Origin of the sequence: Micromonospora hortensis (assembly GCF_022230935.1) — a bacterium.
In the GTDB taxonomy this organism is placed as follows: domain Bacteria; phylum Actinomycetota; class Actinomycetes; order Mycobacteriales; family Micromonosporaceae; genus Micromonospora; species Micromonospora hortensis.
Window position 1 is genome coordinate 562638 of record NZ_JAKKFE010000012.1, and the last position, 25565, is coordinate 588202.

Consider the following 25565-nt stretch of genomic DNA (forward strand, 5'->3'; position numbering starts at 1 on the left):
GGACTCCTCACTGCGTCGAAGGGTCACAGGATGGTCGGCAACAAGCACAGCTACGTCATCGTCGGGGCGGGGCCCGCCGGGCTTCAACTGAGCTACTACCTCCAGCAGCACGGCGCCGATTACCTGACGCTCGAGAGTGGTGCCGAACCGGGCGGGTTCTTCCAGCGGTTCCCCCGGCATCGCCGGCTCATCTCGCTGAACAAGGTGCACACCGACAGCACCGACCCCGAGATCCGCCTGCGCTGGGACTGGAACTCCCTGCTCAACGACTCCCCGGATCTGCTGTTTCCGAACTTCAGCGAGGAGTACCTGCCCGCAGCCGACGACCTGGTGCGCTACCTCGCGGAGTTCCAGCGGGTCCACCAGCTCAACGTCCGGTACGGCACGACGGTCGAGCAGATCACGCGGACGAGCGACGGCTTCACAGTGCGCACCGGCCAGGATGAGGTCCGCGCGCGCTGCCTGGTCGTCGCGACGGGCTGGGGCCAGCCGTTCGTGCCAGCCATCAAGGGCATCGAACACGCAATCGGGTACGAGGACATGGTCGTGGACCCCACGGCGTACGAGGACCAGCGGGTTCTGATCATCGGGAAGGGCAACTCGGCCTTCGAGACCGCGTCGGCCATCCTCGGCCGGGCCTCGATGGTGCACCTCGCCAGCCGGCAACCCCTGCGGCTCGCGTGGAACACCAAACACCCCGGCGACGTCCGGGGCCAGTACGGCGCGATCCTCGACAGCTACCAGTTCAAGACACTGCACTCGGTGCTCGACTGCACGATCGACGAGATTCGACCCGTCGAGGGGCGCTTCCAGGTGTCGATCACGTACACCCACGCCGAGGGTGAGACCGCCGTGCTCGACTACCACACGGTGGTGCGGTGCACAGGCTTCCGGATGGACACCACAGTGTTCGACGAGACGTCCCGTCCCGACATGGTGCGGGACGGCCGCATGCCCGGCCTACGCCCCGACTGGCAGTCGAGCAACATCGACGACCTCTACTTCGCCGGCACGATCGCCCAGGCCCGGGACGTCAAGCACGCGTCGTCGCCGTTCATCGACGGATTCCGGTACAACCTCCGCACCCTGACACGGATCCTGCGGGAGCGGTACGACGACGTGCCGTTGTCGTACACGACGACGCCCGCGGAGGCGGCGTCGCTGGCCAAGCTGATGCTCGACCGGGTGAACTGGTCCTCGGCGCTGTGGACCCAGTTCGAATACCTCTGCGACGTCCTCGTGCGCGACGACGCCACCGGCGACTTCCACCACTACGAGGACCTGCCCGAGGACTACGCCGTCGAGCGCTTCGCGTCCGCCACGCAGTGGTACACGCTCGCGCTACGGTGGGGCCGCGACGACTACGGTGACGTCTTCGCCATCGACCGGCACCCGACCCCCGACCGGGCGCGGGAGAGCGCCTTCATCCACCCGGTGATCCGGCGGTACCGAGGAGCGGAACTGCTCGCCGAGCAGCACCTGCTGGAGGATCTCCTGGCCGAGTGGCGACGCCCGGACCGGCACGTCGAGCCGTTGGTCGAGTTCCTGACCACAGACCTCACCAGCGGATCATGACCTCGTCGAGGGGCTTGCGGGTCAGGTCCGGGACGTGAGCGTCCGGCGTGGGATACCCGACCGGCATGACGACGTACGGGCGCTCCTCCGGCGGCCGCTCACACACCTCGTTGAGGAATCGCATCGGGCTGGGCGTGTGGGTCAGTGTGACCAGGCCGCAGTGGTGCAGAGCGGTGATCAGCAGACCGACGGCGATGCCCACGGATTCCTTGACGTAGTACGGCTTCGGGCTGTGTGGCCCCTGGTGTATCTCGAACACGACGATGACGGCCGGTGCGGTCTCCAGGAACGGCTTGCGCCAGTCGGTGCCGAGCCCGGCAATCGCATCCAACCACTCCGGTGAGGCGCGGCGATCGTAGAACGCACGTTCCTCGGCCTCCGCCGCCTCGCGCAACCGGCGCTTGCGGGCCGGGTCGGTCAGGACGACGAACCGCCACGGCTGGACATTGGCACCACTGGGTGCGGTCGAAGCGGCCCGGATCGCGGCCTCGATCACCCCGTCGGGGACGGGGTCGGTGGCGAACTCTCGCACGGAACGGCGCCGCGCCATCCGTTCCGCGAACGCCTCCGCCTCGCGCACCATGTCCGCCGGCCTCATACGGTCGTGCTGGATCGGAACCCTCGATTGCAGGTCTGCCTCGGTCACCTGTGGCCTCCACTGATCAGGTGTGCCGGTTGCCGTGGCAGGGCCAGCCGGCCGCGGCGTCCGGTTCCCCCAGCATTTCCGAGGCCGGCGGTCAGGTGTTACGCCTTCGTGCTGTCTTGACGAAAAGGCACGTTCGGGGCGGTCCGGTTGGCGATCTCGTCGACCACGTCGGTCAGGCTGCCGCGCAGTGCCGCGGCGGCCCGCTGGCGGGTCGCTCCGTCGCCGTTCGTGGCGAGGTGTGCCAGCCAGTCCTCGACCCGCTCGCAGTCGCCCGCCTCGTGCAGCGCCGGCCGGGCGAGCTCGACCAGCCGTCCGGCGAGCGCCGCGGCGGGCAGCAGCCGGCCGGTGACGACGTCGACGCCGTGCCCGCCCATCCCGTCGCGGGCGGCGCGCCAGTACGCGAGCCGCATCAGCTCGGGGACAAGTTCCGGTCCCTCGTCGCCCCGGTCGACGGCGTCACCGGCGACGACCGCCAGCGCCCGTACCAGGGCGGCCAGTGCCGCGGACTCGGCGGCGGTGACGGGCACGTCGGCCACCCGCACCTCGAGGGTCGGGTGGTTCGTCGACAGGCGGAGATCCCAGAAGATGGTGCCCCGGTCGACCAGTGCGCCCACCTCGAGCAGCATGTCCACGTGGTCGTCGTACTGCTGCGCGGACCTCAGCAACGGAGGCGCGCCGGCGACCGGCCACCGCCCCCATGTGACGCTGCGCCAACTCGCGTATCCGGTGTCGCGCTCGGACCAGTAGGGCGAGTTGGCGGTGAGGGCGAGAAACACCGGCAGGTGCTGGCGCAGGTGGTTGCCGATCAGCACGGCGCGGTCCCGGTCGGGCTCCTCCACGTGGACGTGGACGGCGCAGATCGCCAGCTCGTCGTGCAGCCCACGGAAGGTGGCGGTGCCGCGATCCTGGCGGGGCCCTTCGGTGATGGGCGGCGGCACGGCACGGCCGAGCACCGGCGAGCCGCTCGCGATCACCCGCAGACCCGCCGACAAGGCTGCGGCCTGGACGGCGGCTCGACCTTCGACGAGCTGCGCGCTCAGTGCGTCCACGCTCCGGCACGGGTCGGTACGGGTCTCGACCTGAAGCTTGGTGATCTCGCCACCCACCCGGGCGCCGAGGGCCGGACGCGCGCGGTCGACGACCGTGGCCGCCGCCGGCACGACCTCACCCCGGTCGACGTCGACGACGAGGAACTCCTCCTCGACCCCGAGCAGGGGAATGGACGATCCCGAGCGCTGTCCCGTAGTCATGCCGACGCCGACCCCTCGCTGCCGGTCGTTCGCCGGCGCTGAGCCAGACTATGGGATGTGGTCGATGGGTTGAGGTCCGAAGCGCTCCATTATGGACAATGCGTCGACGAGTCCGGCCAAAAGCGCAGTGCGCTCCGGCATCCGGTCGACACAGACGTACTCGTCGGCGGCGTGTGCTCCGCCTCCGACCGCGCCCAGGCCGTCGAGGGTCGGCACGCCCAGCGCGGCGGTGAAGTTGCCGTCGGACGCGCCGGCGGCGTGCGCACCAACGAGGTCCGGAATGCCAAGCTGGCGGGCGGTCGACTGGGCCAGTTCCAGGAGCGGCCGCGCCAGCTCGGGCGACATCGGATAGCGGTTGATCCCGCCCTGCACGGCCAGCGTCGCCTCGGGCAGGAACGGCACCAGCCCGCGGATGGCGTGGTCCACGCGTTCGAGTTCGTCCCTGGTCCAGGCCCTGACGTCGACGGCCAGGCTGGCGCGTTCGGGCACCGTGTTCGTCGTGGTGCCCGCGGAGAGCAGGGTCGGCGTGACCGAGGTGCCACCGCTGTCCGCCGCGCCGAGCGCACCCAGCGTGAGGACCTGGTGGGCGACCTCGACCGTGGCGTTGACCCCGCGTCGTGGTTCGACGCCTGCGTGGGCGGCGCGACCCCGGACAGTGAGGCGGTACACCGAGCCGCCCTTCCTGGCCACCTTCACGTGCCCGTCCGGAGTGGCCGCCTCGCAGACGAGAACCGCACCCGAGCGCCGTGCCTCACGCTCGATCAGTGGCCGTGACGTGACGGACCCGGACTCCTCGTCGCAGGTGAGCAGCACGCCGACCGTCGAGGTGTCCGCGACCAGGCGCAGTGCCGTGAACATCTGCACGATGCCGCCCTTCATGTCGCACACGCCGGGCCCGGTCGCGACGTCGTTGCGGACGGTGAAGGGCCGGGACCGGATCGTGCCAACCGGGAAGACCGTGTCGAAGTGGCCGAGGAGCAGCACCCGCTGGCTGGCGGCCGGCCACAGCAGGTGCGGCAGGCCGTCGATCACGACCCGCCGGGCGGGCCGGCCGAGAGCTTCCTCACCCCATCGGGTGAGCAGGTCGGCACAGGACTCGAGATGGGGCAGCGAGCCCGGTGCCGACTCGGACGCGACGAGCGTGCCCAGCCGGTCGACCATGTCTGCTTTGAGCTGCGTCGCGGCGTCGAGCAGACGGCGTGGATGGTCCATCGATCCCCTCCAACCTCACGGGTGACGGGCCTGGCCAGGCGTGTCCGTCGACCATCGCAGGGGGGTCGGGGTGTGGTCACCCTTGTTTGTGCTCAGGCAGCCGGTTCACCTGCCGACTGCGGGATGGCCGATCCGTAGCCGAACTCGACGATGCGACGTGTGGACTCGGCGTAGGCGTCCTGCCCCTCGGGCGCGAAGGTGCCGAGCCCGTCGACGTATCGGTTGAACATGCAGAACGCGGCGGCGATCAGGACGGTGTCGTGGATCTCCAGGTCGCTGGCGCCCTCCGCGCGGGCGGTGGCGACCAGCTCCGTGGTGACGTGGCGGCCGCTGATCTGTACCGCGCCGGCGATGCGCAGCAGCGCCCGCAGTTTGGCCGAGATCGGGGCGCTGTCGAGGTCGGCGCGCACCTGGTCGACGAGCGTCATGCCCTCATCGAGCTGTGCCGCGGCGAACGCCGAGTGCGACGCGCAGCAGAAGGTGCACTCGTTGCGCCCGGAGACGTACGCCGCGATCAGCTCGCGCTCGCCGGCCGGGAGCGAGTGAGGGGCACGTAGCAGCACCTCGGCCAGCTCGTTGAGCGGCTTCGCTGTCTCCGGGCGGTACCGCATCGGACCGGATATGCCGGGAAACTGCTTCTCGTCGATCCCCAGATCAATGTGCGCCATGGTCGTCATGCCTCTCAGCCGTGAGTCGTGGAGCGGTCGGGCAGCGCTCGTGCCGAAGACGACTGCCGGCACCTCGGATGGCGCCGCCGCCGCGTCGCGCCGCCACGATCTCATTCCGTCCGCCGGGCGTGCTTCTTCAATCGTGCTCTGTTCCAATGACGATCGCGCGATCCCCTACCCTCCACTGTCGACACTGGCAGTGGCGCGGGGCGGGGACACCCCCACGCCCGTCGGATGTCCGCCAGGAGCAGACGTATCGGGCCGATTACGGCAGCAACGAGCCGTGCGTACACCGCGGCGGTCAAGGCGTGAGCCGACGTGGCTTCGCAATTCGACACGCCGAGTGGACGCGTCGGTAGCAACAAACCGTCTACCGGTCACGTTCGTCTCCGGATCTGCCGCCGAGCGGGCGCGCGAGCAGCGTCACCGGAGTCACCCTCCGTAGCGAAGCCTTCGAGGTCGCCTGGCCTCGATACGGCACGATGGCGGTCATGGCTCGGCGGTTGAGCCGAAGACCTGCCACGGCCAATCCGGAGGAGGCACGGTGACTCAACGCTCGGGGCCACAGCGAGGCCAATGCCCCGTCTGTAAACGTCTCGTGGCCCTCACCACCGACGGGAAGGTCCCGCGGCACAACGGCACCATCCGTGCCTACGCTCCGCCTGAGGACTGCCCGGGCCGGGGACAGCGAGCGGAAGCCACAGGCCGTGCGTGACAGCGAGGCCGTGCCGGCTGCGCCAGCGTGGGCAGCCGCAAAGAGAGCGACAGCCCGGACGCCTCGACCGAAGCCTGGCCAGGCCACGGTCGCAGGTCAATGAGACAAGTAGCCCGCTGGTCGGGCGCCCGCGAAGCGGAAGCCTCGCGCTTGACGGATAGGTCGACCATCTGCTTATGTTGATGATGTGACTAAACCCCCCGCGCCGATGCGCGAACCCACCTATTTCATCCTCGCCGCGTTGCAGGACGAGCCGTTGCACGGCTACGCCATCGTCAAGCGCGCGCAGGAGTTGTCCGACGGGCGAGTGCGGTTGACGACCGGCACGCTGTACGCCGCGCTGGACCGGCTCAACGCTGAGGAGATAGTGCGGGTGGCCGAGGAGACGGTGGTCAACGGTCGCGCCCGTCGCACGTACGAGCTGACCGAGCGTGGGTTGTCCGCACTGCACGAGGAGGCGGCGCGGCTGATCGCTGCGGCCCGGGTCGTTCGAGACCGCTCCGTACGGTCGACGGCCGCGACGGTTCGGACGGCGCCGGCATGACCGGCCTGGAGCGCCGCTACCGGTGGCTGCTGCGCGCGTACCCTCGGGCCTACCGGCAGTACCGCGCCGACGAGATGCTGGAAACGCTGCTGGTCGCGGGCGAGACGGACCGAAGGCACCCGAGGCTTCGGGAGTCCCTCGCACTCCTGGTGGGAGGTCCGGGTCCGCACCGGTGTAGACCAGCTCCGCTCCCGGGACACCTTGCGATACTCCGCCCTGCGATCGACCGCACTGTCCCTGCTCGTGTGCGGCGTTGCCCTGACAGCCCTGCCGCTCACGTGGCGCTTATGGCTGCTGTTGCCGGGTAATTCTGCCAGCTTTCTCTATGAGCGAAGCTCGGTCACGCCCGCATTGCTGCTTCTCGCGCTGGTCGCCGCGGTGTGGGCTCGCTACCGCCTCGCACTCCCCATAACCGTTGTCGCCTTCGGCTGGGAGATCTGGCATTCCGCGGCGAATGACCTGAGGTACGTGGTAGAGCCATTGGCAAGGTTCGACACTGCTTTGGGGCTCCGGACAGGCCTCTACCTGATCATGCAAGTTTCTACGTGGCTATGCTTGTTAGTCGTGGTAACAATGGCGCCACTGCTTCGAGCGCGCCCACCACGGGCCACGCGACCATGGGCCTGGCTTCTTGCCGCCACGATGACAATAGCGTTCGTAACGCCCAATCCGCTCAATGGCTGGGCAGACGGTTTGACCCTACCGGTCATCATGGCCGCCGGGCTGGTGGCGGCCCTCGTGGGTGCGGCGCTTGATGTGCGGGTATCGATAGCGGCCAGCGTGGTCCTCCTGGCGCTGATGCTGCCTATGCTGGCCTATCAGCCGACAAATTGGACGCTCTACGGTTGGGACTGGAATCCGCGAAATTTGCTCCTCGAAGCCGTGGTCGGAATTTTCGCAATCAACGTCACGGTCAGCAGAATGGCCGCCCGCCGGCAAGTCACCCTATGACGGTGTGGTCGCGCGATCAGTACGAGGCGTTTCCAGTCACGACTATGCCGCCGCCGGCCTACGTGCTGTGCCGCGGGTGCGGCGCGGCGCGCTGGGACCGGACGGCAACCGGTGACCCGCGCCGGCCCGGACCGGCCCTGCTCCCGGGCTGAGGCCGGTAGCAGGCACGGAGGTAAGGATCTTCACCGTGGCCGGCCCGCGTACCGCGAACTAGGTAGTTCTTGCCGATGTGCAGCAGTTTGCGTCTTGGCACGATCGCTTCTGCCGGGTGTGGATCTAGCGGCTCGCTCTCATGCCCGGCGATCCGATGGTCAGTGACCGCAGAGAGGCTTCACGATGGAGAACACTACTGACACCGACGAGGCCGGCATTGACGTGTCGGCACCGGTGGTCAGCCGCCACAGCGTCACGGTGACCGCGTCGGCGGACGCCGTGTGGCGGATCCTCACCGACATCGACGCATGGAGGACCTGGCTGCCAGAGATCCCGTACGCACGCGTGGAAACACCCGGTCCGCTCGCCCCGGGCTCCGTGTTCCGCTGGTCGGCCGCCGGCATGGAGATTGAGTCGACGATCGTTCAGGTACGGCCGCAGGAACGCCTCGTGTGGCGGGGATACGGTGACGGACCGGACGGCGTCCTCGGCGTCCACGTCTGGGCTCTCACTCCGGCCGGCGACGGTGTGGAGGTGTCGACCGAGGAGTCCTTCGCCGGCCCGCCTGTCGATGCCGACCCCGCGCCGTTCCAGGAGGGCCTCGACACCACCCTCGCCAGGTGGCTGGAACGACTCAAGGCCACCGCCGAGGCGGTGACCCCCTCGTGAAGAATCGAGCATTTGCCGTCGCGACGGCAGTGGTCGTGGCCGGCCTCGTGGGCACCGCAGGTGCGCCGGCTCGGGCGGAGGTCAGGCGCGATGTCGGTGCCGACCAGGCGACGGTGCGATGCGCGGGACGGACTGTCGACACCACGGCGAAGATTCGCTATCGGACGGAGACGACGATCGACGCTCCGCTACGGACCGTCTGGAAGTTGCAGACCGACGTGGAACGCTGGCCGTCGTGGCAAAAGCCCGTTTTGTCCAGCAAGCGGCTCGATCGTGGCCCACTGCGTCCGGGTTCGTCATTCCGATGGACGACACCGGTCATCGAGACCGCGCTGAATCCCGCCACGACCCTCGTCGTCACCTCCACCGTCCGGCAGCTACAGCACCAGAGGTGCCTTCGGTGGGACGGCCCGGCGGTCGGTGCAGGGCTGCGCATCGACGAGGGGGTTCACGTCTGGACGTTCACCGAGGTTGACGGCCGGGTTCTCGTGCGTACCGAGGAGACGTGGCGCGGTGACCAGGTCGAGCAGGACGTCGATTTCTCCACCGTGGCTCTCGGGGCGGGCCTGGAAACATGGCTGACGGAGCTGAAGACGCGTGCCGAACGGGAGTGTGACCGGGCCCAGCGCCCAGCGCTGACGTGACCCAGCGGCCCCGTCGGTCTCGTACCGGCGGGGCCCCTTCATCGGCCGGCCCGGCCCGGCCCGTCAGCGGAGGAGTTCTCGTAGCTGCCGGCGTGAGGTGATGCCCAGCTTGCGGTAGAGGTTGCGCAGGTGGGCGTCGATCGTTCGCGGGCTGACGAACAGCAACGCGGCGACCTCCTTGGTGCCTGCGCCGGAGGCGACCTTGCGGGCGACGAGTAGTTCCCGTGCGGTCAGCCCCGCGAGCGGATCGACGTCGTCGGCCAGGGTCGGCTCGCCGATGGCATCCAGTTCGCGGGCGGCGCGGCCGGCGAACCCGCGCGCGCCGATGGTGGAGAGCAGTTCGTGCGCGGCGCGCAGCTCCACCCGCGCCTCGGCGCGACGGCCGACCCGTCGCAGCCACTGCCCGTAGAGCAGTCGGGCACGCGCGTAGTGGACTCGCATCCTGCTCCCGGCGAACCGGCTGATGGCGGCACGGTAGTGGTCCTGCGCGCCGAGCCCCGGGTCGAGCAGCGCACTCGCCAGCAGATGCGCACCGGTCGTCCACGCGTTCGGGTTGACCCGTGCGACATCCCCGATCCATTTAGCCGATTCCTTGGCTTCTTCGGGACGTCCGACGTACGCGGCGGCTTCGACCATCTCGTGGTGGAAGACGGAGGCGGCGTACGCGCCGCGCCGGTGCTGGTCCCGCACGAGCAGCAACGCGTCGAGCGCGGCCCCATGGTCGCCGCTGCCGTTGCACAGCACGCCTTCGGCGTAGTGCAGCGCGGTGAAATTCACCCCCACCCAGCCGCGCAGCTTCTCCCGGATCTCGCGGAACCGGTCGACGTCCCCGCTCCAGGCGGCAAGCATCAGGTCGGACCCGACGAGGTTGGACGTCCCGGCGGCCTCGTCGACCGCACGCGCCTCGATGATGCAGACCTGCGCGTCGGCGAAGCGGCCCACGATCGTCCGGGCTGTCGCCTGGAAGCGCAACGCATGGGGAAGGATCGCGTAGGCGCCCTGCGCCCGGGCGAGTTCGACCTGACGGTCGGCGATCTCCTCCATGGCGTCGCTGTCACCGAGGTCGACGCTCAGCACGCAGGCGCGTTCCATCCACCACGGATCCGCGTCGGGCGTGCGGGCGTGGTCCCGGAAGGCGTCGACCGTGCGGCGCATCAGGGGCATCGCCTCGTCCACCGGGCGGAGGTTCTGCTCGACCAACGCCTGCAGCAGCAGGTCGACCGGGCGTGGCGGCTGACGCTGGGGCACCCGTTCCCCGATGTGCAGGGCGAGCCGCCGCAACCTCCCCGGCTCGTCGACGCTGAACATGAGCGATGCGAACGCCTCCAGGTAGGTCTCGCGGACCTCGTCGGGCCCCACGCCGTCGGCCGCCTCGATGAGCGCGATCGTCGCCGGGATGGTGCGTGCCACGTGATAGTCGATCGTCGCGCGTAGCAGTCGTGCGGCGCGGCGGTCGACGGGGTCCGGCTGGAGACGCTCGGCCTCGTCCACCAACTCCCGGGCGGCAGAAGGTGCGCCCGAACCCAACCGCGCCCGGGCCGCGGCCAACAACCGGCGGGCCTGCCGCGACCGGTCGGGTGTCAGTCGGGCCGCGCGCTCGAGGAACGCGGCCACTGCCGCGAACCCGCCGCGGCGTTGTGCCCGCCCGGCCGAACGCTCCAGCTCGGCCGCGGTCTCCTCATCCGGTCCGGTGATCGCGTTCGCCTGGTGCCAGGCGCGACGGTCGGGATCGACGTCGACGTCGGTACCGGCGGCGAGCGCCGCGTGTGCCTGCCGTCGCGCCCCGACGCCGGTCGACAGGTACACCGCGGAACGCGCCAACGGATGCCGGAAGTGCACCCGGGCCCCGGTCACCAACAGGCCGCTGTCCTCGGCCGCGGTCAGGTCCACGGCGTCCAGCCCTTGGATCGCCATCGCTCGCCGCAGCAGAACGAGGTCACCCGTCGGCTCCGCCGCGGCGAGCGCCAGAACCGAGCGCGTGGGTGCCGGCAGCCGCAGGAACCGACTCACGAACCGGTGCTCCACGGCGCGGTGCCCGGCGTCCCCGGGTAGCCCGAACGGTCCGGCGTCGCGGGCGAACTCCACCAGGGCGAGAGGGTTGCCGGCCGCTTCGGCGAGGATCCGTTGCACGATCGGTGCCTCGTGGCCGAAGGGTGCCCGATACCGCAGCAGGGTGAGGGCCTCCGAATCGGAGAGCCCGGTGAGTGTGAGGGCGGGTAGGCGACCGAGCTCCGACACCGAGGCGGCGTCGCGGGCAGCGAACACCATGGCGACCCGCTCCACCGCCACGCGTGCCGCGACGAAGGCCAGTACCTGCCGCGAGCCGGCGTCGATCCACTGCACGTCGTCGACCGCGCAGAACACCGGCCTGCGCCGACCTGCGGCACTCAGCAGGCCCAGGACGGCCAGCCCGACGAGCATGGGGGTCGGCGTGACCCCGGCCTGCAGCCCGAACACCGCGTCGAGCGCGCTCCGCTGCGGTACGGGGAGCCCAGCGCGGTGGTCGAGCACGGGCGCGCACAACTGGTGCAGGGCCGAGTAGGGCAGCTCGCTCTCGAACTCGACACCACCGGCCCGCAGCACCTGCCATCCGTCGAGCCGCGAAGCGGCCGCATTGATGAGCGTCGACTTACCGATCCCCGCGTCACCGAGGACGAGCATCGCCCCGCCACGGCCCCGCGCCGCGGCTGCCGTCACCGAGGCAAACTCGCCCAACTCCGTCTCGCGAGCGACGAACAATCCCGACCTGGTATCTGTCATCAGCTTCTGCGTGTCGCCGGACGAATGGTGCCCTCCGGTTGATCGGCCCCACCGATGGTAACCACAGCAGCGCACCGACCGGGACGGCCGCCGGGTCCGGAGTCGACGCCCCTACGAGGGCAACTCGAACAGTTCCAGCTGAATGCCGTCGGGGTCACGCAGGTAGAGGATCTTCGTCCCGGCCAGCGCCCCCGCTTCGACGCCATCGCCGTCCTGGAGCACGACCGGATCGGCGTTGACGTGCACGCCCCGCCGCACCAGGTCGCGGTGCGCCGTGTCGAGGTCGTCGACCTCGAAACAGAGGTGCATCACCCCAACGTCAGAGTTGCGCCCGGCGAAGGGCCTCGGCTGCGGGCTGTCGTACTGGATGAGTTCCAGAAGGACGTTGTCGCCGGCCAGCGCGAACGATGCCCGCATCGACGCGTTCTCCACCTCGACAACCGCACCGATCGCCGGGTTCGTCGCCGAGATCGTCACTCCGTTCGGCGTGATGCCGAGGACGTCCTCGTACCACCTCACCGACCGTGCCAAATCGCTGACTGGCACTCCGATGTGATGCATTCTGGTCACTTTGCTCATGATCCCCATCCTGAAGGGCCGAGCCAGCGCTGTGGAAGGCACAGGTCTTCCGCGTACCGCTGGTACCACCCAGCTCCCCGGAGGACCGATGGCGGATCATGGGTTCATGAATGACCTCGGCGCCGCGCTGCGGGCCTGGCGGGATCGCACGGACCCGGCCGCGGCCGGTCTCACGAACGCATCACCTCGCCGCGTCGCCGGGCTACGACGCGGCGAGCTGGCAGCACTGGCCGGCATCTCCCCCGAGTACGTGGCACGCCTCGAACAGGGCCGGGCCGCCACACCGTCGGCGCAGGTGTGCACCTCCCTGGCCCGCGCGTTACGACTCTCCGACGACGAGGAGGCGCACCTGATGCGCCTTGCCGGCTTCGCCGCGGCCCCGGAGCGGATACCCCACCTGATCCCCAGCAGCCTGCACCGCGTCATCGACCACCTCGGCGACACCCCGGCGGCCGTCTACGACGCCGTGTGGCGGCTGCTGCACTGGAACCGACTGTTCGCGGCCGTCTTCGGCGACCCGGCGGGCGCCATCGCCGACGACCGTAACGCCTTGATCGTCCAGTTCGAATCCCGAAATCCCCGAGTCCGCCAGACCGACACCGAGCGCGCCTACTTCGAGCAGTCGTTGGTGGCCGACCTGCGCGCCACCAGCGCCCGCTATCCGAATGATCCCGACGTGGCGGCACTGATCTCGCGGATGGCCGGGAACGACAGGTTCTGCCGCCTCTGGGCCCTCCGCGCGGTGGCCAATCACGAGAGCGCGCACAAGACCGCCGTACATCCGGACGTGGGGGCCATCCCGCTGGACGCCAACGTTTTGACCACCCAGAACACCGACCTGCGCCTCGTGGTCCTCACGCCTCGGCCCGACACTGCCGCTCGCGAAAAGCTGGATCGACTGGGTTGACGACGCCGGACCCGGTCTGGGCCAGGGGACGTCGAGGCCGCCCAGGCAACAGGCGGCGTCCGAACTCGTCCGTCACCGCAGGTGAATCCCGATAGGTAACGGCGGATCGGACGCCGGCCAGCCCACCCCGGCCCGAATAGGCAATTTCCACCGATGCGGTGCGGGGCTCCGCTGCCGCATCGTCTCCGTGATCCCGGTGGCGGGCGACGAGGTCGGTCTGGAGGATCTGACGTGGGCGTGGTGCGCAGGCGGCTGGCCGCGATCATCGCATTGACGACGGTGTCGACGTTTCTGTACGCCCTGGAACCCCCGACACCGGCGGTAGCGGTGCCGCAGGACCGGGTCACCGCGTCCTGGAACCTGCAGGGCCAGCACCAGGGGGGCGAAGAGCCTCCGGAGTCGCGGTGGGTGGCCGCTGTGCAGCAGATGTTCCACCAGGAAGGGGTGCAGGTCGCCGCGCTCCAGGAGGCGGGCAGCCAACCTCCCCCCCGGGCGGTGTGGACCGATCGTCAGTTCACCGAGGCCGGCGTCACCGAGCATCTGTACAACATCGGCACGGGCGACCGCCCGGACCTGTTGCAGATCTACTGGGCCGACACCGGTCAGCAACGCAACGGCCTGGCCATCGTCACCCGGGAGACGGTGACCGACGCCGTGATCCTGCCGGTGGGCGGGCGGTTCAACTCGCGGCCGATGATGGGCGTCCAGATCGGCTCTGACTGGTACTTCACCGCCCACGCGCTGTCCAACGGTCGGAACAGTGCCAACGACGCCCCCGACATCATCGAGACGGCTCGGCAGTTCATGGCCGGTCGCCCCACTGGCGAATGGATGGTGCTGGCCGACTTCAACCAGGATCCCGCACGGATGCCGGCCGCGTTGCAGAGCCGCATCGTCGCGGCGGGCCAGCCCACCCACGAGGGCGGCGAGGAGCTGGACTTCGCCTACGCCAGCATCGGAAACAACAACACCATCAACGCTGAGGTGCGCGGCGGGAACTCCGACCACAGGTATGTCCGTTACGTCGTGAACGCCGGCTGTGGTTCCGGCGGTGGTCTCGCGCCCCGGACGACCGCCGAGCGGGACTGCTACGCCCCGGTCCCCGGCGACACGTACCGCTTCTTCGCCCGCCACCTGGAGCACGCGGTGATCGCGTTGAAGACGAACGACGGCGATGACATCGGACCACACGTCAGGACGCCGCGTGGCAGCCTCGACGAGGCCCTCCAGGTGCGCTTCAGCACGGCGGGAGGCCAGTACCAGCTCGCCTGGCCGCAGGCCGACCCGGCGACCGAGCGGTGCCTGTCCTGGGACGCGAACTCCCGGAGCACCGGCAGTACCCTCTGCTCGGAGCAGGCCGAGGTGTCCCGGTGGCAGTTCAAGGACGGGCAGATCTTCACGCCCGGGCTCGGCGGCTCCCTGCAACCCTCCGCCAACGCTCTCGGGGCGCGGCTGGTGGTCGGGCAGGACTTCTACCAGTGGCGGCCGGAGCCCCGCAACGGTATCGGCCCGCGCTGGGACCCGATCGGTGAGTTCCGGGACGCCACCCCGGCCGGCTCGGAGACCCACTTCCCCGACCTCGACGGCGACGGCGACGCCGATCACGTCATCGTCCAGCCCGACGGTCGGCTACCGGCGTGGCGCAACGACGGCGTCCGATCCACCTGGACCGCCCTCGGTGACATCAGCCCGCCGGACCGGGGTCTGCCCGGGACGGTGCACTTCGGCGACCTCGACGGCGACGACCGGGACGACTACCTCCGGTTGCTGACCGCTGACGAGTCGCCCACCGGGACCCGGGTCATCTGGATGTCCCGCAACGAGTCCGACGGCGCGCAGAAACGATGGGGATCACCCACCACCGTGGCCAACAACCTGCTCTACGAGAACCCGCGCTTCGTCGACATCGACGGCGACGGAGACGACGACCTGATCAACTCGGATCGGCTGAGCCACGCCAGCCTCTGGGAGAACCGGTCCCCGGGCCGGATGCCGGTGCCGGGCGACTGGCACTCGGTCAGCGGCTTCGCGACCCCCGCCGACGGCTATTACCAGACGTCGTTCTCGGATGTCACAGGTGACCGTCGGGCCGACGTGCTGCGCGTCGACTACCCCAGCGGCAAAGTGCTGGCCTGGGAGAACACCGGGGCTCCGTGGAGCGCGACGACCGGCTGGCGGTCACTGGGCCCGATCCGTGACGATGGCCCGTTCGCCGGCACCACCGGCCTGTTCGCCGACCTCGACGCCGACCTGATCGGCGACTTCGTCCTGGTCAGCGCCGTCTCGGGTGGTCTCGACGGTTGGCTGCTGCCCCGGTACGGCAGCGCGGATCCCGGCCCGGGACAGCCCGGCCAGGGCGGCGGGCAGGACCTGCCGGCGGGAACACTGCCGGCGTACGGGGGTGGGCCACCCCGGCCGCAGCTCGACGGCCGGCTGTTGCAGAACAGCACGTTCACCGGCACGGACAAACCGTGGTGGGTGAACGCCGGAATGACGCCGAAACTGGACGGCGGGACCTTCTGCGTGACCGCGCCCGCGTCCACCAACCCGTGGGACGTCCTGGTCGGGCACAACAGCATCTACCTGCCCGGCGGCGCCACGTACACGCTGCGGTTCCGAGCCCGGACGAACACGGCGGCGAACCCGCTGGTCTACCTCGCGCCCTTCGACAACCCCACCAATGTCACGTACCTGAACAAGGGCTTCACCACCGGCACCGCCTGGAAGGAGTACGAGTACAGCATCACCACGACCTACCCGGAGCCGTACCGGTTGGCCCAGCTCCAGTTCCGGCTCGGTAAGTCCACGGCGCCGTACGAGTTCTGCATGGACGACGTGACGCTCACCGGCGCCGAGTACGCGTACCGGGCCGACGCCGGGCCGGACCTCAAGGTGAACCAGCACGGCTACCTGCCCAACGGGCCCAAACGGGCGACGTTGCTGTACGGCGCGTCCCACGCGGTGCCGTGGACGCTGCGCCGGGCCGGCGGCGGCGCGACGGTGGCGACGGGTCGGACCACCCCGACCGGCTTCGACGCGTCGGCAAGCGCCAACACCCATGTGATCGACTTCAGCCACGTCACGACCACCGGCCGGTTCGAGTTGGTGTACGACGGCTGGGTCGACCGCCCCAGCCACCCGTTCGACGTCCGCGCGGACCTGTACGACCGGCTGCGCGCCGACGTGACCCGCTTCTTCTACACCAACCGCAGTGGCATCGCGATCGACGGGGGCATCGCCGGGGCGGCGTACGCCCGCCCGGCCGGGCACGTCGCGGAGTCACCGAACGGTGGCGACACCCAGGTGCCCTGCCAGCGGCCGAAGTCGTTCCTGAACAACTGGACCTGCTCCTACCGACTGGACGTCACCGGCGGCTGGTACGACGCCGGCGACCACGGCAAGTACGTCGTCAACGGCGGCATCGCCACGTACCAGCTCCTGTCGACGTGGGAACGCAACCGGCCGGCGGCGCTCGGCGACGGCACCCTGGCCGTGCCGGAACGCGGCAACGGCGTTCCGGACATCCTCGACGAGGCCCGCTGGAACCTCGACTTCATGCTGAAGATGCAGGTGCCCGACGGTCTGCCGCTGGCCGGCATGGTCCACCACAAGGTGCACGACGAGACCTGGACCGGGCCGCCGATGCTCCCGCACCAGGACAAGAAACCCCGGGAACTGCACCGGCCGTCGACCGCGGCCACCCTGAACCTGGCCGCCGTCGCGGCCCAGGCGGCAAGGATCTACCAGGCGCACGACGCCGGCTTCGCCGCCCGGCTGCGCGCGGCGGCCGAACGCGCGTACGCCGCGGCCCGGGCCAACCCGGCGCTCTTCGCACCGTACGAGGACCGCAGCGGTGGGGGCCCCTACAACGACGGGGACGTCTCCGACGAGTTCTACTGGGCCGCAGCCGAGCTGTACCTGACCACCAAGGACGCCACCTACCTCACCGCCGTCCGGGTCAGCCGGTTCCACACCGCCGGTGCGGCCTTCAGCCAGAACGGTTTCTACTGGGGTTCGGTGGCCGCGCTGGCCCAACTCGATCTGGCGCGGCTCGGCACCGAGCTGAGCGACCGTGAACAGATCGAGGGATGGGTGGTCGCCGCTGCGGACCGGCTGATCTCGTTCCAGAAGGCCGAGCGCTTCGGGCAGACGTACTCCCCCACCACGGGACGCTACGACTGGGGCTCGAACGCGTCGATGCTGAACAACCAGGTCGTCCTGGCCACCGCCTACGACCTCACCGGCAACGACAGGTACGCCGACGCCGTCTTCGAGGGGCTCGACTACCTGTTGGGCCGAAACGCCCTCGGGCAGTCCTACATCACCGGCTACGGCAGCAACGACGCGAAGAACCAGCACAGCCGGTGGTACGCGAAATCGTTCGACGCCCGGTTGCCGAACCCGCCGGTGGGATCGGTCGCCGGTGGGCCCAACTCCAGCCTCCAGGACCCGCTCTCGGCGAGTTGGTTACATGGGTGCGCCCCACAGCTCTGCTACGTCGACAATCTCGAAGCCTGGTCGGTCAACGAGATCACCATCAACTGGAACTCCGCACTGACCTGGGTTGCCGCGTTCGCCGCCGACGTCGCTGGCCGTCGATGACCGGGCTGACGGCGCGGGGCAGCCGATGGATCTGAGGCACGATGCTGACCTCCGTCAATCTCCAGGATTTCTGATCGGGCGTGTGGCCGAACTCGCGGAGCTGTGGGACGCCGTGCAACGGCTGCGTCTCGGCGCCGGCGGCGTGGTCTGGATCGAGGGCGAGCCGGGGATCGGCAAGTCGTCCCTCGTGGCGGCCGCTGCCCACGTTGGCAGAGAGCTGGGCTGCCAGGTGTCAGAGGGTGTCGCCGACCAACTGGCTCATCCGCCACTCCTGGGCGTTCTACTCGACTGCCTGGAGATCAGGCCGCGCTCGACGGATCCCCACCGGGCGCGGATCGCGGCGTTCCTGAGCGACAGGCGATCCGTCCTCGATCTGGCCGACGCCGGTCACGCCGCGGCGGCCGTGGAGATGGTCGTCGCTCTGGTCGACGAACTGTGCACCGCCGGTCCGATGATGCTCCTCGTCGACGACGTGCAGTGGGCCGATGACGCGTCCATCGATGTGTGCCGCCGGCTGGCCTCGGTCGCCGCGTACCTGCCGTTGCTGCTGGTCCTCTCCTACCGTCCCGGCGTTCACCGGTCGACCGTGCGGCGGTTGCGCGACGTCGCTGTCCGGCGGGACGTGGTCCGCGTCCCGCTCGGCCCCCTCGCCCCGGAGTCGGTCCGCGATCTGCTCACCACACTCGTGGGCGTGCCACCGGGGGGCGGACTCGCCCGGCTCGCCGCTCAGGCGGTCGGCAATCCACTCTTCCTGCGGGAACTGGTCGAGTCACTGGTTCGCGAAGACCTGCTGGACATCGGCGCGCAGGCCGAGGTGCGTGACTCAGCTGTCGGCGTGGTCCCGAGGTCGCTGGCCGCGGCCCTCGAAGGCAGGCTGAGTGCCGTCCCGGCCGGCACCGTCGAGCTGATGCGGACGGCCGCGCTGCTCGGCGGCGAATTCGCGGTCACCGAACTCGCCGCGCTGCTCGGCCGTCCGGCGATCGACTTCTCCGCCGACCTCCAGGAGGCGGTGACGGCAGGCATCCTGGTCGAGGCCGGCCCTCGGATGCGGTTCCGGCATCCGTTGCTCCGGCAGGCCCTGTACGACGGGGTGCCGGCCGCGTTGCGCGCCGCACTGCACCTGGAGGTGGCACGGGCCTTGGAGTCCACCAGCGTCGAACCGCAGCGTGTGGCTCAGCATCTCCTCGCCTCCGGCGTTGTCGGGGACCGCTGGGTGCGGCGGTGGCTGGCCGAGGCCGGACCGGTGCTGGCCGGATGGGCGCCGCACCTCGCGGCCGAGCTGCTCCGTCGCGAAGTGGACCACGACCCGGGTGACGAGGACGTACGGGTAGGGCTCTGCATGAACCTCGCGCGGGTCCTCATCGCTGGCGGCGAGCACGAGGAAGCCGCCCATCGGGTGCGGCAGACCCTGGGGTTGGTCGTCGACCCGGACGACCGTGGGCAGCTCCACTGGATGCTCGCCCGCGCGCTGTTCAGTGGCGGGCACAACACCGCGGCGGTGGCCCACCTGCACCGGGCCCTCGCCCGAGCTGACCTACCTGACGCCTGGCGGGCCCGGCTGCTCGCCTCGCTGGCGATGTTCCAGCGGGCGGGCTCCGGGGACCTGGCGGCGGCGGATGCCACCGCTCGGGACGCGCTGCGCATGGCAGCCGTGGCCGGAGACGCTTTCGCGACGGCGTACGCGCTGACGGGTCTCTGGGCCAGCCACTCCGTGCGCCGGCAGCACCGGCTCGCCCTGCACAGCGCGGAGGGGGCGATCGAGGCGCTGGGCTTCGTCGCCGACCACGTCGACCTGAGGGCGTTCGCCCTGCACGGACGGATCTTCTCGCTCCAGAACCTGAGCCGGTGGACGGACGCGGAGGCGGCGCTGCGTGAAGCCCGGGACTTTCTGCGCGCGGCCAACCGCATGGACGACACGACCGCCGGGGTGACCGCCGCCGTGTTGCTGTTCTGGCTGGGGCGGTGGGACGACGCCCTGGCCGAACTCGACGCGGTCGCGCAGGACACCTCGGCGTCGACATACCGTGGGCTGCGCGAAGGCGGCCCGGGGCGGCTCTGGCACGGTGTGTCAGCGCTCATCGCCGGCCATCGGGGCGAGCGGGTCAGGGCCGCCGCCCATCTTCGCGCGGGATTCGACCGCCCGGTCGTGACCGTCGCCGATCGGGAAAACCTCGACTTCCTGCTCGTGGCGCGGTCCCTCGCCGCCGAGCAGGACGGCGATCTGCGGATGGCGTTGGATCATTTGGGCGCTCTTCTCGACCGGCGGCCAGGGGAGATGACCCTGACCCACCAGTGGCTGCCCCGGTTCGTCCGACTCGCTCTGGCGGTCGACGACCGGTCGGCGGCGGAGGCGGGGGTACGCGCCTGCCTGGCGGAGGCGGCGGCAGAGCAGGTGCCGGCCCGAGCTGCCGCGTCCGCCGACAGGTGTCGCGGCCTGCACGGCGGCGACCCTGGGGCGCTTCGTTCGGCCGTGGCTCACTACCGGGCCAGCGGGGTGCCGGTGGAACTCGCCGGGACGCTGGAGGATCTCGCCGTCGTCCTGGCCGAGCGGGGCGACACGGCGCAGGCGCGGACCGCCCTGAACGAGGCGGTCGACCTGTACGGCGGGTTCGGCGCGACCTGGGACATCCGTCGGGCCGAGGCCAGGCTGCGCAGTCGTGGGGTTCGGCGTGGGGTGCGCGGTGCCCGGAGCAGACGGGCCGGACACGGCTGGGACGCGCTGACCCCCACCGAGCGCAGGGTCGCCATGCTTGTCGCGGCGGGTCGGTCGACGCCGGACATCGCGCAGAGCCTGTTCCTCACCCGCCGGACGGCCCAGACGCACATCTCGCGGATCCTGGCGAAACTCGGCATGCGCAGCCGGGTGGAGATCGCGGGCGCGGTGCTGCGTCGCTCTCCGGAGGACGTCGTCGAGCGGTGACCGGCGCTGCCCGGGCGGTGGCATCCGGGTCGGACCCGGATGCCACCGTCCTCGCGTCAGCTGGCCGGGCCGATGAGCCGCCAGGGTTCCAGGTCCGAGTTGGCCCCGGTGCCGGGCACGTTGCCCTGGGTCCACCACTTGGCCTGCCAGACCTTGCCGGCGTACTTCACGGTGATGCTCTCCACCGACTGGGTCGCCGGGTTGTAGACCTTGCTGGCGTCCCAGGCCGGCGCCGAGCATCCGCCGGTCGCCGGGATGACCTTCGCGGCACCCCGGTTCTGCTCCGGCACCGAGGCGAACGTGGTGCCGCCCAGCTTGACTGTGGTGTTCACCGGCCCGGTCGCCGGGATGTAGTAGATGATCGGCACGTCCAGGCTCTGCCCGGCCGGGATGATCTGGCAGTAGTCCAGGGTGAGGCTGACCCGATGGAAGGCGCCGGAGAGCCCGGTGCCGACATTCGGGCCGGTGTGCCCGGCCTGCACCTTCCACCGGCCGCCCTGGGCGCCGGTCTGCCAGTTGCCGTCCTTGATCAGCGGGGGCGTCGAGGTCGGCAGGTCGAAGGAGATGACGTTGTCCCTGCCGCCACCGATGGTCACCCCGGTGTTGTTGCTGATCCGGACGGTCGGGGTCAGCGGCCACAGACTCGCCGTGTCGGTCGGGTAGCGGATCAGGTCGACTGTCACGTCGACGGCCAGTGCCGGACGCTGCACCGAACTGCCGGCGCCGCGGCTGTCGCCGTACGCGGCGGCGCCCTGGAGCCGCTCGTGCAGCCGGTTGGTGAGGGTGTAGCCCATCACGCAGGGGTTGTCCGGGGCCGCCTCGGCCGGGCACTCGTAGTCACCGGAGAGTTCCCACATCATCACGCCACCCGCGCCCTTGCGGTTGACGTAGTCCACGACGTGGTCGAGGCCCTCGGTGTCCTCGATGGAGAGGTAGGTCTTCTTCTCCGGGTTCCACAACCAGGCGGTGCGGGTGGTCGCGTCCCAGTGCCGGTCGTACGTGCCGGTGCGCCGGTCGTTCGGGTCGCTGTCCGGGGTGAGGCCGACCGCGTTGGCGTAGCGGGGGGTGAGGTCGCGTTCCAGGTTCTTGGCGTGCCACATCGGGTTGACCCCCGCACCGACCTCTCGACCGTTCGCGTCGCGGTCGTGCCAGATGTTGTCGATGCCGACCGCGCCGTCGCCGCAGGGGCGGACCAGGCCGGTGCCCGGCTGGCAGGTGCTGCCCACGGCTCTGCCCCACATGCCGTTGCTGCCGCCGGTGACGTTGCGCCAACCCCGGGTGTAGTACGGGATGCCGATGTTGATGCGTCCGGCCTGCATCGCGCCGCGCAGGTGGTGGAAGGCCCAGTCGGTGTTGAAGTAGCCGATCTTCTGGTACTCCGGGGTGGAGTAGAGGTCGCTCAGCTCCGGGTCCTTGCCGTCGTCGTGCAGGGCGGCGTTCGGGCCGACCACCTCGTTCCAGGAGCCGTGGTAGTCGTACGCCATCAGGTTCGTGTAGTCCTGGTAGCGCAGCGCCTTCTGGTTCTCCATGCCCCGCACGAGATAGCCGGAGGCCGACGTGGCGGAGGTGAGCAGGTAGTAGCGACCGTTGGTGGCGGACGCCCGGTCCAACTTCTCCCGCAGCGTCTTCATCAGGGCCGTGTACGAGGTCGGCAGTCCCTTGCGGCGCGACCGCGCATCGCCCCAGTCGTTCGGGTTGCCCGTGTCGTCCAGCACCGTCGGGTACTCGAAGTCGATGTCGACGCCGTCGAAGCCGTACCGGCCGAGGAAGTCGACGACCGAGTCGGAGAAGGTGTTGATCCCGGCCTGGTTGGTCGTACCGTCGGCGTTGGTGGTCATGCCGTAGAAGCCGCGGCTCTCCGCCCAGCCGCCCACCGAGATCAGCGTCTTCACCCGGGGGTGCAGACGCTTGTAGGTGGTCAACAGGTTGAAGTGCCCCCGGTACGGCAGGCTCTGGTCCATCTCGGTGCCGGGAACGTTCCAGGTCATTCCGGTTGCCGGGTTGTTCGGGCCATCCGCGCCGACCGAGATCCGGTTGTTCTCGACTCGGGCGAAGGCGTAGTTGATGTGGGTCAGCTTTGACCACGGCATGTTCTTGACCAGGTAGAAGGGCTTGCCGTCGGCCCCGGTGCGGCTGCCGTTGAAGTAGCCGATCACCCGACGGCTCCGGCCCTGGCCGAGCCACTCCCGGCCGTCGCCCTGGTAGACCCGGCAGTAGGGGGTGCTGGTGCCGGCGGTCGGGATCATGCCGTCCGGGCGGCACTGCGCGTGGTCGGTCGGCACCACCGGTCGGGTGCCTCCGTTGTCACCGCCGGCATGCTGCTCCATCGGGTCGCCGGCCCCGCCGTTGCGACTGCCGCCGGCCCGACCGGCGGGATTGCGGGCGACGATCTCGTCGATCAGCTTTCCGCCCGGGAAGTCCATCATCACGATGCCGAGCCGGTCCATGGTCTGGCGTCCACCGAAGTTGCCCGCCCGGTTCGGGTAGAACTCCGGGCACCTGTCGTTGCTGGCCCGCAGGCACTGGATGAGGAACTCGTTGACTCCGGTCGCCGTCGGGGTGCCACCGGCGACCGTGTACGGATGGGCCAGGCCGCCCGTGCCGCTGGTGAAGTTCATGTAGAGCGAGCCCGGCTCGTGGTCGTGTCGGGTCTGCTCGCCACGGTTGGCGTCCCACACCCCGTTGGTCTTGCGTAGGTGCGTCCGAACACTCTCCCACTTGTCGTCGATGTCGCTGACCTGGGTGACGGTGAAGTTGTCCTGCACATAGCCCTCGTAGGAGCCGCCGGCGGGGTAGAGCTGCCCGATGCCGTAGCCGCCGTAGATGCCGCCGGCCGGTCCGCGGAACCCGAGCAGGACGATCTTCCCGCGTACGGCGCCGAGGGTCGGCGTGGTCGTCTGCTCGACACCGTTGACGGAGTTGCCCCAGAACAGGCTTCCCCAGGCTCTGCCCTGCCTCGTCTCGTCACCGTTGCCGGTGTGGTAGCGGCCGGTGAGGTACGAGTCGAAGACCTTCCGGCGCCACTCGGTGCTGTCGTAGCCCTCCGCGTCGACGCAACTTCCATCGCTGCCCAGGCACTCGGCCTTGAGGTTCAGCAGCACCGTCTCGGTCGGGTTCGCCCGCAGGAACGTCTCGATCTTCGTGAGCACGTCGGTGAAGTTGGCCCACTGGTAGTAGACACCGTGGTGGACGGTGAACGTCAGTCCGGCGTCGCCTCTGTCCACCCGGACCCTGATGTCGATCGACCGGATGCCGGCGTCCAGTTGGGTGGCCAGGGTCTCGGCGCTGTACCCGTGGCGTTCCTGCGTCTGGGTGAGGCTCGTCGAGATGAATTCGCAGTCGCCGTTGCCCGCCGACTGGCCGCAGAGCGCGAGGGTGTCGTGGGTGCCGGGAATGGACAGGTCGGCCAGGCTGGCGTCGTCCGACACCCGTGCCATCCAGTCCCGGTTGGCCTCGGCGGCGGATTCGATGGTGCTGTAGTGGTCGTTGGCGAAGGCCGGCGTGGCCGGACCGGCGACAGCTGTCGCGGTCGTCGCAACCAGGGTCATGACGAGCAGGGCGATCGCTGGCCTCGGCTGTCGGGAGCGCCGTGGCCACCGGAGAATCGGCTTCTTCGCCGGACCCGGTGGGGCGGATGCTGAGTGTGTCGTCGGCATGGCAGACCTCCGGCAGGCGTGATCGCGCGTGCGAGCACGCATCGATGGAACTACCTGCAGTCTTGGTGCCGCGCCGCGTCGAGACATCTGTCAGATGACGACGTTGTTGACTGGTGCGATGTTGCCGTTTTGGCGGACGAAGCCCGGCAGGCCTCCGGCCTGGAGCAGCGTCCCCCATGCCACCGATCAACATCAACGTCCGTCACAGGCAGGCCGACGACCACGAGCTGGACTCGATTCGCCCACTGCCGTTGCAGCATTAATCCTGCCCTCAGGTTGATCGGGGAGGATGAGCCGCAAAACCATCAACTGGAGGGAGCGGACCGGCGTGCGGATCATGATCGTCGACGACGAGGCGGCCATCCGTGAGTCGCTGGAGCGGGTGCTTCAGGTCGAGGGTTACGGCACTAGCACCGCCGCCAACGGTCTCGCCGTGCTCGACGGGATCGGTGGCGCGGCGCCGGATCTGCTGATCCTCGACGTGATGATGCCCCGCCTCGGCGGGTTGGAGACCTGCCGGCGGTTGCGGGCGGCGGGTCGAGATCTGCCGGTGCTGATGCTGACCGCCCGGGATCAGGTCTCCGACCGGGTCGCGGGGCTGGACGCGGGCGCCGACGACTACCTGCCCAAGCCGTTCGCCACCGAGGAGTTGCTGGCCCGGGTCCGGGCTCTGCTGCGCCGCCGCGCGCCGGGCGACGACGAGTCGCAGATCCTGTCGTTCGCCGACGTCCGGCTCGATCCCGACAGGTTCGAGGCCTGGCGGGGTGGGCGGCCGCTGTATCTGACCCGGACCGAGTTCTCCCTGCTACAGGTTCTCGTGCGCAATGCGACCCGGGTGTTGACCCGCGACGTGCTGTTCGAGGCGATCTGGGGCTTCGACATGAGCACCACAGCCAACAACCTCCAGGTGTACGTGAGCTATCTGCGCCGCAAGATGGAGGCCGAGGGTGAGCCGCGACTGATTTACACGCTGCGCGGCTTGGGGTACACGCTGCGGGAGACTCCTCCGTGAGCAGACCCGCCGGCCGGGAACCGCGACGGCCGACCCGATGGTGGCGCCGGCGGTCCCTGCGGACCAGGCTGACGGTGATCGCGGCGACGGCCATCGCGGTCA

16 protein-coding genes are annotated in these 25565 nt (G+C 69.9%); 9 read left to right on the forward strand and 7 right to left on the reverse strand.

The genetic code is table 11. The annotated features are described in order from the left end of the window. Positions 1–30 precede the first annotated feature (30 nt). The gene (locus tag NIE111_RS11035; RefSeq protein ID WP_238684296.1) at positions 31–1575 is read left to right on the forward strand and encodes an NAD(P)-binding domain-containing protein; all 1545 of its coding nucleotides are present in this window, start codon (positions 31–33) and stop codon (positions 1573–1575) included. Here NIE111_RS11035 and NIE111_RS11040 read toward each other — a convergent pair. The 4 genes from NIE111_RS11040 to NIE111_RS11055 all read right to left on the reverse strand — a co-directional run bounded on the left by NIE111_RS11040 (position 1559) and on the right by NIE111_RS11055 (position 5351). Beyond that, positions 1559–2173, reverse strand: coding sequence for a nitroreductase family protein (locus NIE111_RS11040; RefSeq protein ID WP_238684297.1), 615 nt, complete (start codon positions 2171–2173; stop codon positions 1559–1561). The genes NIE111_RS11035 and NIE111_RS11040 overlap by 17 nt on opposite strands. A gap of 146 nt (positions 2174–2319) precedes the next feature. Next, on the reverse strand, positions 2320–3471 hold the full coding sequence (locus tag NIE111_RS11045; protein WP_238684298.1) for a carboxylate-amine ligase: 1152 nt from the start codon (positions 3469–3471) through the stop codon (positions 2320–2322). Between the two features lie 48 nt (positions 3472–3519). Then, a complete protein-coding gene (locus tag NIE111_RS11050; protein ID WP_238684299.1) occupies positions 3520–4683 on the reverse strand; it encodes a M20/M25/M40 family metallo-hydrolase in 1164 nt (387 codons plus the stop codon). A 92-nt stretch (positions 4684–4775) separates the two neighbouring features. Then, entirely contained in the window at positions 4776–5351 is a 576-nt protein-coding gene (locus tag NIE111_RS11055; RefSeq protein WP_238684397.1) for a carboxymuconolactone decarboxylase family protein, read from the reverse strand. Positions 5352–6253: 902 nt separating this feature from the next. Between NIE111_RS11055 and NIE111_RS11060 the strand changes: the two genes are divergently transcribed. The 4 genes from NIE111_RS11060 (at position 6254) to NIE111_RS11075 (ending at position 9027) form a co-directional block, all read left to right on the forward strand. Next, positions 6254–6610: a PadR family transcriptional regulator gene (locus NIE111_RS11060; protein WP_238684300.1), complete on the forward strand. Its 357-nt coding sequence runs from the start codon at positions 6254–6256 to the stop codon at positions 6608–6610. A 243-nt stretch (positions 6611–6853) separates the two neighbouring features. Next, a complete protein-coding gene (locus NIE111_RS11065; RefSeq protein WP_238684301.1) occupies positions 6854–7561 on the forward strand; it encodes a hypothetical protein in 708 nt (235 codons plus the stop codon). A 336-nt stretch (positions 7562–7897) separates the two neighbouring features. Continuing rightward, on the forward strand, positions 7898–8383 hold the full coding sequence (locus NIE111_RS11070; protein WP_238684302.1) for an SRPBCC family protein: 486 nt from the start codon (positions 7898–7900) through the stop codon (positions 8381–8383). Then, positions 8380–9027: an SRPBCC family protein gene (locus NIE111_RS11075; RefSeq protein ID WP_238684303.1), complete on the forward strand. Its 648-nt coding sequence runs from the start codon at positions 8380–8382 to the stop codon at positions 9025–9027. The genes NIE111_RS11070 and NIE111_RS11075 overlap by 4 nt, the downstream gene beginning before the upstream one ends. A 63-nt stretch (positions 9028–9090) precedes the next feature. On the opposite strand, the gene NIE111_RS11080 is transcribed toward NIE111_RS11075, so the two are convergent. Together NIE111_RS11080 and NIE111_RS11085 are read right to left on the reverse strand one after the other, a co-directional pair. After that, positions 9091–11787 (reverse strand): AAA family ATPase, encoded by a 2697-nt coding sequence (locus NIE111_RS11080; protein ID WP_238684304.1) that lies wholly within the window; start codon positions 11785–11787, stop codon positions 9091–9093. A gap of 111 nt (positions 11788–11898) precedes the next feature. Further along, entirely contained in the window at positions 11899–12375 is a 477-nt protein-coding gene (locus NIE111_RS11085) for a VOC family protein (RefSeq protein WP_308193663.1), read from the reverse strand. Positions 12376–12472: 97 nt separating this feature from the next. Between NIE111_RS11085 and NIE111_RS11090 the strand changes: the two genes are divergently transcribed. The 3 genes from NIE111_RS11090 to NIE111_RS11100 all read left to right on the forward strand — a co-directional run bounded on the left by NIE111_RS11090 (position 12473) and on the right by NIE111_RS11100 (position 20795). Next, entirely contained in the window at positions 12473–13273 is an 801-nt protein-coding gene (locus NIE111_RS11090) for a helix-turn-helix transcriptional regulator (RefSeq protein ID WP_238684306.1), read from the forward strand. Between the two features lie 231 nt (positions 13274–13504). Beyond that, complete coding sequence (locus NIE111_RS11095; protein ID WP_238684307.1) at positions 13505–17875, forward strand: glycoside hydrolase family 9 protein; 4371 nt, start codon at positions 13505–13507, stop codon at positions 17873–17875. Between the two features lie 82 nt (positions 17876–17957). Beyond that, the gene (locus NIE111_RS11100; RefSeq protein WP_238684308.1) at positions 17958–20795 is read left to right on the forward strand and encodes an ATP-binding protein; all 2838 of its coding nucleotides are present in this window, start codon (positions 17958–17960) and stop codon (positions 20793–20795) included. A gap of 56 nt (positions 20796–20851) precedes the next feature. On the opposite strand, the gene NIE111_RS11105 is transcribed toward NIE111_RS11100, so the two are convergent. Beyond that, positions 20852–24343 carry a phosphatidylinositol-specific phospholipase C domain-containing protein gene (locus NIE111_RS11105; protein WP_238684309.1) on the reverse strand — a complete coding sequence of 1164 codons (3492 nt, stop codon included), beginning with the start codon at positions 24341–24343 and terminating at the stop codon, positions 20852–20854. Positions 24344–24740: 397 nt separating this feature from the next. On the opposite strand from NIE111_RS11105, the gene NIE111_RS11110 reads away from it, so the two are divergent. Then, complete coding sequence (locus NIE111_RS11110; protein ID WP_238684310.1) at positions 24741–25463, forward strand: response regulator transcription factor; 723 nt, start codon at positions 24741–24743, stop codon at positions 25461–25463. The last annotated feature ends 102 nt before the right edge of the window (positions 25464–25565 follow it).